The organism is Granulicatella sp., from assembly GCF_057274575.1.
The window spans coordinates 33853-48546 of record NZ_DBHISP010000012.1 but is presented as its reverse complement, the minus strand read 5'-3'; the positions used below and the strand labels follow the sequence as shown (position 1 = coordinate 48546).

The 14694-nt window shown below is 40.4% G+C and carries 16 protein-coding genes; 13 read left to right on the top strand and 3 right to left on the bottom strand.

Going from position 1 to position 14694, the window contains the following annotated elements; translation table 11 throughout:
- From ACO5V7_RS07065 to gltX, 4 genes are all read left to right on the top strand, one after another.
- A partial coding sequence (locus tag ACO5V7_RS07065) for a hypothetical protein (protein ID WP_485485607.1) occupies nt 1-185 on the top strand: 185 nt, incomplete at its 5' end.
- 301 nt (nt 186-486) lie between these two features.
- Nucleotides 487-2313 carry a DUF2207 domain-containing protein gene (locus tag ACO5V7_RS07060; RefSeq protein WP_485485606.1) on the top strand — a complete coding sequence of 609 codons (1827 nt, stop codon included), beginning with the start codon at nt 487-489 and terminating at the stop codon, nt 2311-2313.
- 13 nt (nt 2314-2326) lie between these two features.
- Nucleotides 2327-3031, top strand: a complete 705-nt coding sequence (locus tag ACO5V7_RS07055) for an O-methyltransferase (protein WP_485485613.1) — start codon at nt 2327-2329, stop codon at nt 3029-3031.
- 65 nt (nt 3032-3096) lie between these two features.
- Entirely contained in the window at nt 3097-4572 is a 1476-nt protein-coding gene (gene gltX / locus ACO5V7_RS07050) for a glutamate--tRNA ligase (RefSeq protein WP_485485605.1), read from the top strand.
- A 399-nt stretch (nt 4573-4971) separates the two neighbouring features.
- Here gltX and citG read toward each other — a convergent pair whose 3' ends face one another.
- The 3 genes from citG to ACO5V7_RS07035 all read right to left on the bottom strand — a co-directional run bounded on the left by citG (nt 4972) and on the right by ACO5V7_RS07035 (nt 7994).
- A complete protein-coding gene (citG, locus tag ACO5V7_RS07045) occupies nt 4972-5802 on the bottom strand; it encodes a triphosphoribosyl-dephospho-CoA synthase CitG (RefSeq protein WP_485485604.1) in 831 nt (276 codons plus the stop codon).
- Nucleotides 5795-6490 (bottom strand): GntR family transcriptional regulator, encoded by a 696-nt coding sequence (locus ACO5V7_RS07040; protein WP_485485603.1) that lies wholly within the window; start codon nt 6488-6490, stop codon nt 5795-5797. The genes citG and ACO5V7_RS07040 overlap by 8 nt, the downstream gene beginning before the upstream one ends.
- Nucleotides 6491-6611: 121 nt before the next feature.
- The gene (locus ACO5V7_RS07035) at nt 6612-7994 is read right to left on the bottom strand and encodes a CitMHS family transporter (RefSeq protein WP_485485612.1); all 1383 of its coding nucleotides are present in this window, start codon (nt 7992-7994) and stop codon (nt 6612-6614) included.
- Between the two features lie 330 nt (nt 7995-8324).
- Here ACO5V7_RS07035 and ACO5V7_RS07030 point away from each other — a divergent pair, with 330 nt between their 5' ends.
- The 9 genes from ACO5V7_RS07030 to citX are packed head-to-tail and all read left to right on the top strand — an operon-like array spanning nt 8325 to nt 14686.
- Nucleotides 8325-8648, top strand: a complete 324-nt coding sequence (locus ACO5V7_RS07030) for a hypothetical protein (protein ID WP_485485602.1) — start codon at nt 8325-8327, stop codon at nt 8646-8648.
- A 25-nt stretch (nt 8649-8673) separates the two neighbouring features.
- Complete coding sequence (locus ACO5V7_RS07025; protein ID WP_485485601.1) at nt 8674-9066, top strand: acetyl-CoA carboxylase biotin carboxyl carrier protein subunit; 393 nt, start codon at nt 8674-8676, stop codon at nt 9064-9066.
- Nucleotides 9067-9117: 51 nt separating this feature from the next.
- Nucleotides 9118-10215 carry a sodium ion-translocating decarboxylase subunit beta gene (locus tag ACO5V7_RS07020; protein ID WP_485485611.1) on the top strand — a complete coding sequence of 366 codons (1098 nt, stop codon included), beginning with the start codon at nt 9118-9120 and terminating at the stop codon, nt 10213-10215.
- Between the two features lie 27 nt (nt 10216-10242).
- The gene (locus ACO5V7_RS07015) at nt 10243-10374 is read left to right on the top strand and encodes an OadG-related small transporter subunit (protein ID WP_485485600.1); all 132 of its coding nucleotides are present in this window, start codon (nt 10243-10245) and stop codon (nt 10372-10374) included.
- 12 nt (nt 10375-10386) lie between these two features.
- Entirely contained in the window at nt 10387-11397 is a 1011-nt protein-coding gene (gene citC, locus ACO5V7_RS07010) for a [citrate (pro-3S)-lyase] ligase (protein ID WP_485485599.1), read from the top strand.
- Nucleotides 11398-11424: 27 nt separating this feature from the next.
- Nucleotides 11425-11733 carry a citrate lyase acyl carrier protein gene (gene citD, locus ACO5V7_RS07005; RefSeq protein ID WP_070439556.1) on the top strand — a complete coding sequence of 103 codons (309 nt, stop codon included), beginning with the start codon at nt 11425-11427 and terminating at the stop codon, nt 11731-11733.
- On the top strand, nt 11721-12608 hold the full coding sequence (gene citE, locus ACO5V7_RS07000) for a citrate (pro-3S)-lyase subunit beta (RefSeq protein ID WP_485485598.1): 888 nt from the start codon (nt 11721-11723) through the stop codon (nt 12606-12608). Before citD ends, citE begins: the two co-directional genes overlap by 13 nt.
- 1 nt (nt 12609) lies before the next feature.
- Nucleotides 12610-14142 (top strand): citrate lyase subunit alpha, encoded by a 1533-nt coding sequence (citF, locus tag ACO5V7_RS06995; protein WP_485485597.1) that lies wholly within the window; start codon nt 12610-12612, stop codon nt 14140-14142.
- The gene (citX, locus tag ACO5V7_RS06990) at nt 14135-14686 is read left to right on the top strand and encodes a citrate lyase holo-[acyl-carrier protein] synthase (RefSeq protein WP_485485596.1); all 552 of its coding nucleotides are present in this window, start codon (nt 14135-14137) and stop codon (nt 14684-14686) included. Before citF ends, citX begins: the two co-directional genes overlap by 8 nt.
- Nucleotides 14687-14694: the final 8 nt, after the last annotated feature.

Genomic DNA, 14694 nt, shown 5'->3' with positions numbered 1-14694 from the left:
TCTATTCAAGTCAAACAGGAACGATTTATTATCCTATTGCGGACTTTAATAGTGCCTTCTCAAGCTCATACAACAGTTCTAGCTCTTATGTGAATGGAGGTAGCAACTCTGGCGGGTTCGGCGGAGGATTCTCTGGAGGCTCTAGCGGTGGTAGTGGTGGCGGATCCGGCGGTGGCGGATTCTAACAAAGGAGAAATTATGTTAAACGAAATGATGCACAGACCCGTTGTCAAACCAGAACTGGTCGAGTACATGCGCACAAGTCAACGCTTCATTCCAAGTTTTATCAATCTTGTAATGAGTTATGAATGGTACTGACTTATTGGGGAAGCAGCTTTAGCAACTAAATTCTACTTGAAGAAAAAATTAAATATTGTTGGTTCAGTAATGTAATAGAGTACAGGCGAGTATGAGAAGATAGCGAAGTTCCTTCGTGGACAATCCCCCAACGTTTTGACACTTTTTTGACATGATAGAGGTGAGAACATGAATCGAAAAATACGTTACATCATTACGTTTTTATTAGGATTAGTAGCCTTTTTTGGACTGAGTTCGAGTGTTGATGCTCGTAGCTTAAAGATAGACAAGTACGATATCACTGTGAATATTTTAGAAAACGGAGACGTTCAGTTTAAAGAAAAAATTACGTTCAATGCAGCCGGGTCTTATAATGGGGTATTCTATAATCTGGAATATAAAGGATTCTTACATCCAACAGATGTTGCGGCTTTTATAGAAAGTGCACAGGGTGACATCGAAATTCCTCGAAACACTTCTGGTCAAAATGGTAGTTATCAGCTTAGTAATGATGGAAATAAAATGAAATTTAAAGTTTTTATGCCATTTTCAAATACGACTCGAACCGTTACTTTTCAATATACGATTCCTAAATTGATTACCAATTATGAGGATACGGCTGAGCTCAACCGTAAAGTAGTCGGAAAAGAATGGGAAATAAACCAAGAAAATATTACCGTGACTGTCAATCTTCCAGGGAACGCTTCAAGAGAGACCTTGCGTGCATGGGGACATGGAGCTGGTAAGAATGGAGAAGTCAAAATCGCTGAGGACTATAAATCAGTTACTTTTAAAGCACCGTCTAATGAAAGTGGCGATTTTGTTGAAGTACATGTGCTTTTCCCGCAAACCTTGACTCCATTCAATACCAATATTGTTTCTGAAAAAGCTTTTGATCGTATTGTTGCAGAGGAAGAGGAATTAATTCTTAGAGATGAGCGTCTGAAAAGTAGGGGAGCCATGGGTATTTATGTGACATGGGGACTAATGGTTTTGAATTTGATTTTTGCTTGGATTAAAGGTTTCTTTGCCAATCGTAAGAGACTCAGTCAAGTGCCACATATCCCTGATCACCATTATGAACTTCCTGAAGATATTAGCCCCGCTATTATGAATCAAGCCGTTTATCAAGAATGTTCAATGCTTGATTTAAGTGCAACGATTATGGATTTAATCCGTAAAAAAGTATTGACAATAACAGATACGAAACCTTATATTTTAAAACTAGTTAGGGAAGTATCTGGATTACTCCCTCATGAAAAGATTGCGATTGAATTTTTATTCGAAGATGTTGGTGAAGGGCGCCATTATATTTATTTAATGGAAGATATTCAACGTTTTGCAAAGAAAGAACCGGAAAAGTACCTAAAATCGACTGCTGCTTGGATGGCTTCTGTTGAAACTTCTTCTAGGAAATACCGAGTGGATTGTTTTAAAAAAGGAGAAGCAGAGGCAAGGAATATATTTTCCGGTTGTGCGATTTTCTTGCTGGTTTTTGTAGGCATTATGATTGGAATCTTCACCGACAATGGTTCCTTATCGATGTATACACTTCTGATGTCACTCTTGTTCATTCCTCTTACATGGATTGGGTCAGGAGTTACGGCTCCAAGGCGTTCACTAGAAGGAGAGTATCGATATAGAAAATGGCAAGCTTTCAAACAGATGTTGTGGGATATTTCTCCGATGTCTCGTGTAGAAGATCTACCTAGTATTCAAATATGGGACCACTTCCTTGTTTATGCGATTTCATTAGGGGTAGCAGAAAATCTGATTAAAATATTAAAAAAAATTATACCAAACCAACTAACCCAAAGCGTGTTTTATTCTGAACATATGGGAACTTTGTATAATCCAGTGACTAAATTGGATGAAGTCTTGTCTACTTCGTTTCATTTAGCGGGAACAAGAGTACCGTCTTCAAGTTCTTCTAGTAATTCAGGCGGGTTCGGCGGAGGTTTCTCTGGTGGATCGAGCGGAGGTAGTGGTGGAGGATCCGGCGGTGGCGGATTCTAACAAAGGAGAATTTATGTTAAATGAAATGATGCACAGACCTGTTGTCAAACCGGAACTGGTCGAGTACATGCGCACAAGTCAACGCCGTTTTCCGGGGGGCTTAGGCGAATTAGAAAATATGGCTAATGAATTAGGAATTCCCATTATTCCTCATGAAACAGCTGTTTTCCTAGATTTTATAGTGGGACTAACCCAACCGAAAAATGTTTTAGAAATTGGGACAGCCGTTGGATTCTCAGCGAGTCTAATGGCTACAGCTTCACCACAGGCAAAAGTAACGACCATTGACCGCTATGAGTTAATGTATAGCCGTGCCAAAGCAAACTTTGAAAAATTAGGCTTATCCGACCGAATCACCCAATTGGAAGGCGATGCAGCCGATATCTTACCAACGCTAGAACAAGCAAAATATGACTTCCTCTTTATGGATAGTGCTAAAGCAAAATATATTGAGTTCTTCCCATATTGCATGGACGTGCTAGAAGTTGGCGGCGTGCTGGTCGTGGATGATATTTTCCAAGGAGGAACGATTTTAGAAGATGTGATGGATCGCCCAAGACGTGTGCGTAAAATTCATCGTCGCCTCAACATGTTCCTTGATTTAGTACAAAGTGACCCAACCTTAAGATCAACATTACTTCCTTTAGGGGATGGGATTATTATGATTCAAAAAATGGAAGAAAAAGATTTTAAATATATTTTAGAAGACTTGTTATAAATCATGGAAATATGGCTTGAAAAGTTTTACAATAAGTAAGAATGACAAAGAAAGGAAGTTTTACAATGACAGATAAAGTGCGTGTACGTTATGCACCAAGTCCAACAGGGCACTTACATATCGGGAATGCTCGTACAGCCCTATTTAACTATTTATTCGCGAGACATTATGGTGGAGAGTTCATCATCCGTATCGAGGATACTGACCGCAAGAGAAATCTTGAGCACGGAGAAGAAAGCCAGTTAGAAAACTTAACTTGGCTTGGAATGGATTGGGATGAAGGTCCAGATAAACCAGGGAAATACGGTCCTTACCGTCAATCAGAACGTGAACATATTTATAATCCACTTATCGAGCAATTAATTGCTGAGGATAAAGCGTATAAATGCTATATGACAGAGGAAGAATTGGAAGCAGAACGTGAATCGCAACGTGCTCATGGTGAAATGCCGCACTACAGCGGGCAACATGCTCACTTAACACAAGAGCAACGTGACGCTTTTGAAGCAGAAGGACGCACTCCTGTTGTTCGTTTCCGTGTTCCAAAGACTGGCACCTATGCTTTTGATGATATCGTTAAAGGCGAAATCTCATTCGAGTCTACAAGCGTCGGTGGCGACTTCGTTATCTTAAAACGTGACGGAATGCCAACGTATAACTTCGCAGTAGCAGTGGATGACCACTTCATGGAAATCACTCACGTTTTACGTGGAGATGACCATATTGCCAACACTCCAAAACAATTAATGATTTACGAAGCGTTTGGTTGGGAACCACCACGTTTTGGACATATGACATTAATTATTAATACTGAAACAGGTAAGAAATTATCAAAACGTGATGAATCAATCCTACAATTCATCGAACAATATAAAGACTTAGGGTACTTGCCAGAAGCGATGTTCAACTTTATCGCGCTTCTAGGATGGTCTCCTCAAGGCGAACACGAAATCTTCAGCCGTGAAGAATTCATCGAAATCTTCGACGAAAAACGTCTTGGTAAATCACCAGCAGCTTTCGATCCGAAGAAATTAGAATGGATTAACAACACATACGTGAAGAAAACTCCATTAGAAGAAGTGGCTGAAATGGCGATTGCGCAATTAAAAAAAGCGGGAATCGTAGCAGAAGAAGTTTCTCCTGAAGAACATACATGGTTAGTGAAATTAGTGGCGTTGTACCACGACCAAATGAGCTACATGAATGAAATCGTTGCTTTATCAACATTATTCTTCAGAAAAGATTTCGAAGTGGAAAATGACGAAGCAAAAGAAGTGCTTCAAGGTGAAACTGTTCCAACGGTATTGAATGCTTTTATGTCGAAACTAGAAGCGATGGAAACATTCGATGAGCCAAGTATTTTAGCAGCCATTAAAGAGGTTCAAAAAGAAACTGGCGTAAAGGGTAAAAACTTGTTTATGCCAATTCGTGTGGCAACAAGCGGACAAACACACGGGCCGGAGATTGGTAAGACGATTGAGTTGCTTGGAAGAGAACGCAGCATTGCACACATCCAAGCCGCACTTGCTCTTATTAAATAAAAGCTAACAGAAAGGGTTAATGCAAACTGCGTTAACTCTTTTTTGTTTATAGATAGAGAAGGAGGACCTAACGGTCCGATATACTCGAGATTCCCTCAGATGTCTTCATAATAGCTATAAAGGGGTAACGGTTCGAGCCTATGGTCTTTCTCCCTCGCATTTAATACGATTTCCCATTACTGCTATTATAGAATCTGAGATTTTTCCGAATATCAGTCCTGAGTGCAAAGGGGTTAAATAAAAAGGTTAATCCTTCTTGAATAAGAGAGTGCAACAGGTGTGTGCATGCCACGTTCTCTGGCGCGGGGAAGGAGAAACATAAGGTGTGTGCTCGTAAAAGACACAAACATGGAAGCGCTGGAAGGGAAGAAAAAGGGCAAAGAAAAAACGGATGAGGGTTCATCCGTTTTTTTGTATTTTGTGACAAAAGAAGGTGAGCGAGAGTAGGTCTGCACTGCCTCCTGGGCTGAGGTTACGCTCGATAAGGACGTTGTCGTAGTCTTCTAATTTGGAGACAAGCTCTTCTTCTGAGAGCGTTTGGGCTTCGTCAAAGAGGAGTTTGGCTTCTTGTTGGATCTTCTTATACGCATCGATTCCGCCTCGGTGAATGAGATTTCCGTCTTCTACGAATGTCATGAGGTAGAGGAGCAGGAGTAAGTCACGGTGACGAGGAGTATGCGTGTTTAGTGTGTTGTAATAGTCGAGGGCTTTGGAAAGGCTAGGGTAGCCACTTGCAGCTTCGCCTCGAATGCCTGTGATGCCATGTTCGACGTAAAGTTTTTCTCCATATGAAAGATGTTCTTTCTGGTCGAGGTCGGCAAAATCCACTTCAATCAGGTGACGTGTCATTAGATGACAGTAGTGCAGGGCTTCTGGAATGTTGCCTTTTGTATGAGCGGTGGCACCTAAAACCAGGGCAAAGGAGAAATTAGCTCCTTTATGGGTGTTGATATGGTTTGTGGCAGCCATCATGGCGTCTTCTGCCTGTTTTCCAAGGGCGCGGAGCTCGTTAAATAAGTCGAGTGGGGTGCCGTTATGGTTCTCTCCTGCTTTGGCGTAGGCGAGTAAATAAGGACGTAGCGCGTCGATGCTTTTGTAGAAGGTGTCCTTTGTCATATCTTGATGCGCGCCAGTAGAAATTGGGTCTACGAGGCCTGGTTTTGGCGCAAGATTCACTTCTTGTAGAAGGGCATCTGTTGCCACTTTTGCTAAAAACTCAGGATTAATCAATGTGTAATTTCTCCATTTGTTTCAATATAAATTTCAATGAACGGTCTAAGTGTTCATGAGTAATGAGCGTGATTTGTTCCACATCATTATTGAGCATTCCACGATAAATCAGCTTATGTTCATCAAGTGCTTTGGTTCGACGTTCAGAAGAACGAATCGATAGATCTCTAAAATAAATGACATACGTACGAAGCTCATTTACGATTTCTTTTAGACGAGTCATTTGACATTTTTCATAAATGAAATCATTGAAGGTAGTGAAGTTAGCAAGCACTTCATCTACTTTGTCTTCAGCATTCAGTTTGTCGCATTCTTCTAAAATGGCTTGTAGCTCTTTGAAGTCTTCTTTCGTCATGAGTTTCATGGCGTTAATGGTTGCTAAGGTATCGAGGGACTTTCTAATTTCAAAAATCTCATGGGCGTCCTTGATGGAAATCCCTTTTACGATAACGCCAATTTTAGGAATGTGTTCTACTAACATCTCTTTGGTTAATTCATTTAAGGCGTAGCGAATGGGAGTTCGGCTGATATTTAATTCTGTAGAGAATTCCTTTTCGTTAATTCTTGTGCCGGCAGGAATCTCCCCCAAAATAATCGTTTTACGAAACGCTTCATAAAGCGATATTTTTAGAGGTTTGTTTTGAGAGATGTCTAAATTCTTTTTAACTGCTTGAATGACTGCTGACATAATGGCCTCCTTGAATTTGTTCTATGTATCAGAAATAGTATAAACGAAAATAGTGAAAAATGCACAAAAAAGACTTGTTAGGCTGGGCCTGAACAAGTCTTTTTCACAAATTCGTTTTGAATTATTGAGCTAAGTATAATGGCATGTGACCCATTAATACGATTGTTACAACGAAGATTACGAAGACAACAGCAGCATATTTAGCTGATTCTTTTTGCCATTCACCCATGTCTAATCCTGTTAGACGTAATAGTAAGTAGATGAACGCTACTAATGGGCTTAATAAGTGGAATGCTTGACCCATTAATGAAGCTAATGCCATTTGCATATCAGTGAATCCGTATTGACGTCCAACTTCAGCGAATGGAATTAATACTCCATAGTAGAATCCGTCGTTTGTTAAGAAGAATGTACCAGGTACTGAGATAATTGCGATAATTAATGACCAGAAGCCTGCTAATTGTTCAGGGATAATTTTAACGATGCTGTTTGTTAAAGCAGTCGCCATTCCAGTTCCTTGGAATAATCCCATGAATACTCCGGCAGCAAATACAAGTAATACTACTTGTACAGCGTCCCCAGCGTTGTCCCCAATACGTTTTGCTTGAGCTTTTAAGTCTGGATAGTTGATCATTAAGGCTAAACCTGTACCAACTAAGAATAATACAACTGGTTTCACTTCGATTGCATCGATGAATGAACCTGCAACTAACCAACCGATTAACACGATTGTCATGATAGCGTTGATTAAGAAGTTTTGTGGACGACGTTTTTCTAATACTTCAGGATCAGAAATTGTAGTTAATTCGTTTAATTCTTCTTCAGATAATTCTTGGACACCTAAACGAGCACGTTCTTTTTTACCCATTGAGCGAGCAACGAAGAAGATTACGTAAAGAATTGAAAGAACCATCCCCGGTGCTAAGTAACCTAGAATATCTGCTTCTACACCAAGAACTGACATCGCACGAGCAGTAGGTCCGCCCCATGGTAATAAGTTCATGATTGTGTTTTGTAAGATTACAAGAACCCCTAAGTTCATTAATTTCATGTCTAATTTTTTGTAAATTGGCACGAAAGCTGAGCAGCAGATTAATGTAGTTGTAGTTCCGTCACCGTTTAATGATACGGCAGCAGCTACGATAGAAGTAGCCATCAATACTTTCATTGGATCGCCTTTAGCGAAGCGAATCATTTTGTTAGTAATTGGATCGAATAATCCAGCGTCTAACATTGTAGAGAAGTAAAGGATCGCGAATAGAAGCATAACCCCTGTTTCAGCAGTTCCTTTCATCGCTGTTAATTTATCTTTTGAGTTATTTCCGAATAACCCTTGGCGAATTAATGTACCGATGTTTACGTCTTGGACTTGACCTGTAGCAACTAAAATAATTGCGAAAATTAATGGAATTAATACTAAAGCTGTGAATGGTGACATTTTTTTCTTCATGATAATGTACATGAAAATAGCCATCATTACATAAGCTGCAACTGTGATAACCATCATATCTTCCTTTCTTTTTTGAAAAAATTTTTATAATAGCAGGAGAATCATTCAGTCGCTAAAACCTGAAGGGCTCTCCACGAAGTCATTTCAAGAATGAATTCGTTTACTTATAGCGATATCTTAAACAATATTTAATAAAAAAGATAGTGTTTTCATATCGAAAAACATTAAAAAAACAGTTTGATGTGACAAAATGAACATAATGCTTATATCCTATTTATAATAAAACACCAAAAGAACAGGGGAAGTCCCGTTTTATGTTTCGGGAATGATAGTGTTTTCTGTATAATAATTCTATGCAGATTATGTTGGGAAGGGAGTGAAGGAATGGGAATTCTCCAACGATTATTTGGCAAAAAGAGTTCTGAAGCAACGGAACACGCATCAACGCAGCCTGCATCCCCTCAATTGGAATGGGAAAAATTAGAAGCTTTTGTACCGGTAGAAGCAGAAGAAGCTAAGTACGTCTCAATCATTGCGGCAGCGATTGCGGCCTCAGATTACCCAGAAAGCCAATTTGTGGTTAAACGCGTCCTTAAACGCAACCCAGAAACCAAGATTATCTCGGTTATCGCTTCGGCAATTGCTGCAGGCGAATCAAATGACAGTCAGTGGACTGTTAAAGAAATCTACCAAAAACGCAAATCATAATTTATTTTAGGAGGAATGTTACGAAATGTTACGTAAATTCAAAATCAAAGTAGACGGTCAAGAGTACCAAGTAGAAATGGAAGAAATCGGCGCAGTTGCACCTGCAGCTCCTGTCGCACCAGTTGCTTCCCCAGCAGCTCCAGCAGCACCTGCAGTAGAAGCAGCACCTGCTCCAGCAGCTCCTGTAGCATCAACACCAGCAGGCGCAGACGCAATGCCATCTCCAATGCCTGGAAATATCTTACGTGTACTTGTAAACGTAGGGGATACAGTTAGCGAAAACCAACCATTAATGATTTTAGAAGCGATGAAAATGGAAAATGAAATCGTTGCTGCTAAAGCAGGGGTTGTAGCAGGAATTCACGTTAAAGAAGGTCAAGTGGTAAACCCAGGAGACGCTTTAATTACAATTAACTAATTATATTGAAATTCAAGGAGTGAAACAGTGGAAACATTAGTTCAAAATGTAATGTCTATTACTGGCGGCCAAATCTTCATGATGCTTGTCGGTGCCCTATTAATGTACTTAGGGATTAAAAAAGAGTACGAACCAACATTATTAGTACCAATGGGATTAGGTACAATTTTAGTAAACTTCCCAGGGACTGGGGTTCTTGACCAAGTCGTTGGCGGACAACAACAACACGGGGTTCTACAAATCTTATTCGAGATTGGTATCGAAACTGAATTATTCCCATTATTAATCTTCATCGGTATCGGTGCGATGATCGATTTCGGTCCATTGTTACAAAACCCATTCATGTTATTATTCGGTGCGGCAGCTCAATTCGGTATTTTCTTCGTAGTAGTTATGGCAGTATTATTTGGATTCGATATTCGTGAAGCTGCTTCAATCGGTATTATCGGTGCGGCTGACGGTCCTACATCCATCTTCGTTGCAAACCAATTAGCACCACAATTACTTGGAGCGATTACGGTTGCGGCCTACTCATACATGGCGCTTGTTCCAATTATCCAACCAATCGCAATTAAGATGGTTACAACTAAAGCTGAACGTCGTATTCGTATGACATACCATGCTTCAGGTGTATCTAAATTAACGAAGATATTATTCCCAATCATTATCACAATTGTGGCAGGTTTCATTGCTCCAATTTCATTACCACTTGTTGGTTTCTTAATGTTCGGTAACTTATTACGCGAATGTGGCGTTTTAGATAACTTATCTCAAGCCGCTCAAAACGAATTAGTAAACATTGTTTCTATTTTATTAGGGATTACCATCTCAGTTAAAATGCAAGCTGATTTATTCTTAAATGTTCAAACATTAATGATCATCTTATTCGGTTTAGTAGCCTTCATCATGGACTCAATCGGTGGTGTTGTGTTTGCTAAAATCTTGAACTTATTCCGTAGAGAAAAAATCAACCCAATGATCGGAGCTGCAGGTATTTCTGCATTCCCAATGTCAAGTCGTGTTATCCAAAAAATGGCGACAGACGAAGATCCTCAAAACTTCATCTTAATGTACGCTGTTGGAGCTAACGTTTCTGGACAAATCGCTTCTGTTATTGCTGGTGGATTATTATTATCATTCTTCATGTAATAATATAGAAGGAAAAGGAGGAAAACGATGACTTTCAACGCAGAACATTTAACACAAGCTTTTGAATTAATGGCTTTAGGGATGGGTGGAGTTTTCCTAGTATTAGGAATTCTATATGCCGTATCTGCTGTTCTATTAAAAGCATTCCCGCCAAAATAAGGAGGCCGTTCCATGGAAAATTTCATTCTCAAACGATTATGGCTTGATCGTGATCAAAAAGCTCGTCAAGATTGGGAATGGGTAATGGATCAAGCGAACCTTGGCAAGACGGAACAAGTCGATTACACAATTGCAATCTATCATCATTCTGGTGACATTGCAGCGACAGGTTCCCTAGACCGCAACATTTTGAAATGTTTAGTGGTTTGTAAAAAGTATCAATCAGAAAATCTGTTGACGCATCTCGTGATGGCGCTCTTAGATGAATTAAGAGAACGTTCTTATACCAATAGTTTTGTCTACACGAAACCAAAGAACATTGTCTTCTTTAAATCTCTGGGTTATCGGGTAGTTGCCGAAACAGAAAACCTTGCCTTTTTAGAACAAGGCATCCCATCTTTTAGTGATTACTTAAAATTACTCAAAGAACATTTCGTAGAAGGAAGTAGCAATAGTGCCATCGTCATGAATGCAAATCCTTTTACACTGGGACATCAATACTTGGTAGAAACGGCTGCAAGTCAGTCTAGCCACCTCTACGTGTTCGTTGTTTCCGAGGATCGTTCGTTCTTTAATACGAATGACCGCATGGAAATGGTGAAACAAGGCGTGAGTCACCTGCCGAATGTAACGGTGCTCCCGACGAGAGACTACATGGTCTCAAGCGCTACTTTCCCATCGTACTTCTTGAAAGAGAAGGCGGATTTGGAAGTGGCAAAAGTTCAAGCAACATTGGATGCAACACTCTTCTTAGAAAACATTGTTCCAACGTTACAATTGACCAAACGTTTTGTTGGTCAAGAACCACTCTCCCCAGTCACCTCCGTTTATAATGACGCACTAAGCGCTGCTTTTGGCAAGGACTTAGAATTAATCATTATAGATAGACTTTCTGTCCGGGAGGAAGTGGTGAGTGCGACGCGGGTACGCGCTGCCATTCAAGACAAAAACGTAGACGAGTTGAAACAGCTCGTTCCAGCAACTACGTATCATTATTTAGAAGAAAAACATTTCATTGGATAAAATCCAAAAGAAAAGGTGGAAACTATAATGGAAATTAAAAAAAGTGCAGTAGTCGGCACTTTGGAATCAAGTGACATTATGATTACTTTAAATCCAAGTACCGCTGGTCGAATCGACATTCAATTAGAAAGTAGTGTCGAAAAACAATTCGGAAATCAAATCCGTCGTGTTATCGAAGAAACTTTAAAACAATTAGGCGTTACTTCAGCAGAAGTGATTGCGGTTGATAAAGGAGCTCTAGATTGCACAATCCAAGCTCGTACAGTGACAGTGGTTCACCGTGCATCAGAAGTTGAAAACTACGACTGGAAGGAGATTGACTCATGGAACGCTTAAGAAGAACAATGATGTTCGTACCTGGTTCAAACGCAGCAATGTTGCGTGATGCTCCACTTTACGGCGCAGACTCAATTATGTTTGACTTAGAAGATGCTGTATCTTTAAAAGAAAAAGACTCAGCTCGTGTATTAGTACACTTCGCATTAAAAACTTTTGACTACAGCAATGTAGAAACAGTTGTACGTATCAATGGTTTAGATACAACAGGTGCTTTAGATATTGAAGCAGTTGTTCTTGCTGGAGTAAACGTGGTTCGTTTACCAAAAACTGAAACAGCGCAAGATATCGTAGACGTGGATGAAATCATCACTCGCGTTGAACGTGAAAACAACATCCCAGTAGGTCGCACTAAAATGATGGCTGCGATTGAATCTGCTGAAGGTGTGTTAAACGCTCGCGAAATCGCTAAAGCAAGTGACCGTTTAATCGGGATCGCTTTAGGGGCTGAAGACTACGTAACAAACATGAAAACTCGTCGTTATCCTGATGGACAAGAGTTATTCTTCGCTCGTAGCATGATTTTACATGCGGCTCGTGCTGCAGGAATCGCTGCTATTGATACTGTTTACTCTAACGTAGACAACATGGAAGGATTCCGTGAAGAAGTAGAACGCATCAAACAATTAGGTTTCGATGGGAAATCTGTTATTAATCCTCGTCAAATTCCTGTGGTTAATAAAGTTTATGCACCAACAGAAAAAGAAATTCAAAACGCTAAAGAAGTTATTTGGGGAATTCGTGAAGCTGAAGCAAAAGGTTCAGGTGTTATCTCAGTTAACGGTAAAATGGTCGATAAACCAATCGTGGAACGTGCCGAGCGCGTAATCGCATTGGCGAAAGCGGCTGGATTGATTAGCGAGGAGGAAATTTAAGATGGTATTAAATAAAGCTGGACGTGACATTCCACAAGAATATGCAGATCAATATGGGGTATACGAAGGTGAGTTAGCTCGCATTAAACCTTATGAAGCAGCTAGCCGTAAAATCAAACCTGTTGAACCTCGTCAAGAAAAATTATTAGGTAGCATTCGTGAAGCTATTGAAAAAACTGGCTTAAAAGATGGCATGACAATTTCATTCCACCACCACTTCCGTGAAGGAGACTATGTGATTAACATGGTTATGGATGAAATTGCGAAAATGGGGATTAAAAACCTATCTATCGCGCCTTCTTCAATCGCGAACGTACACGAACCATTAATTGAACACATCAAAAATGGTGTCATTACAAATATCACTTCATCTGGGTTACGTGATAAATTAGGGGCTGCAATCTCTAGCGGTATCATGGAAAACCCAGTTGTGATTCGTTCACACGGTGGACGTGCTCGTGCGATTACTGCAGGAGACATCCACATCGACGTTGCCTTCCTTGGAGCTCCAAGTTCTGACGAGTACGGTAACATCAATGGTACAAAAGGAAAAGCAACTTGCGGTTCTTTAGGATATGCAATGATCGACGCTAAATACGCTGACCAAGTAGTTGCGATTACAGATAGCCTTGTACCTTATCCAAACACTCCAATCAGCATTCCACAAACAGACGTGGACTACGTGGTTGTTGTAGATGAAATCGGAGATCCTAAAGGAATTGCCAAAGGGGCAACTCGTTTCACGAAAAACCCTAAAGAATTATTAATCGCAGAATACGCTTCTAAAGTAATCACTGGTTCTCCATATTACAAAGAAGGGTTCTCATTCCAAACGGGTACAGGTGGAGCTTCTCTTGCTGCAACTCGTTTCATCCGTGAAGCAATGATTAAAGACGGCATCAAAGCAAGCTTTGTACTTGGTGGGATTACAAACTCAATGTGCGAATTGTTAGAAGAAGGTTTAGTTGAGAAAGTCATCGACGTTCAAGACTTTGACCACCCATCAGCAATCTCACTAGCAAATAACGCAGACCACTATGAAATCGACGCAAGCATGTACGCAAACCCATTATCTAAAGGTTCTGTTATCAACCGTCTAGACGTTGCAATTCTTTCTGCTTTAGAAGTAGATACAGACTTCAACGTAAACGTAATGACAGGTTCTGACGGTGTTATCCGTGGAGCTTCAGGTGGTCACTGTGATACAGCCTTTGCTTCAAAAATGTCAATGGTAATCAGCCCATTAGTACGTGGACGCATCCCTACATTCGTAGAATCAGTAAATACTGTGATTACTCCTGGTACAAGTGTGGACGTGGTGGTTACTGAAATCGGTATTGCCATCAACCCTAACCGTCAAGACTTAATTGAACACTTCAAAGGGTTAGACGTACCTCAATACACAATCAAAGAATTACAAGAAAAAGCATACAGCATCGTTGGAAACCCAGAACCAATTCAATATGGTGACAAAGTGGTTGCGGTTATCGAATACCGTGATGGAAGCATCATCGACGTTGTTCGCAATGTTTAATTCTTTGTTTGACGGAGCACCGGTAGACATCATGCAAATGCTTGATGCCAGAGAAAGACGTGCTCATATCCAACAACAATTATTAGAACAATTGAACCCGTGTGTACTCGTGTCTATTACACTTAATATTCCAGGTCCTGTTAAAAATTCAGAGGCGATTACAACCGTCTTCGCCTCTGTGATTTCTGAATTGGACGCCGCATTAGCGTCTTTTGAGAGATTTCATCAAGAAGATTTCTCACTTTCAACAGGACTGGAATATTACCGTGTATTCAGTGGCGACGCTCTTGAAGTAAAGCGTGTCGTTGCTCAGTTTGAAGAAGGACACCCACTCGGACGATTGCTGGATATCGATGTCGTGGAAATGGCCGGAGATACACCAACTCCAATTTCCAGGACAGCGCTTGGAATGCCTCCAAGACGTTGTTTCATCTGCAATGAGGAAGCAAAAGTGTGCGCTCGTTCTAGACAGCACACGGTTCAAGAGATGCAAGAGCATATCGCTCGTATGATTGCAGAATACACATCGACCCAAAGACCTTAAGAAAGGAA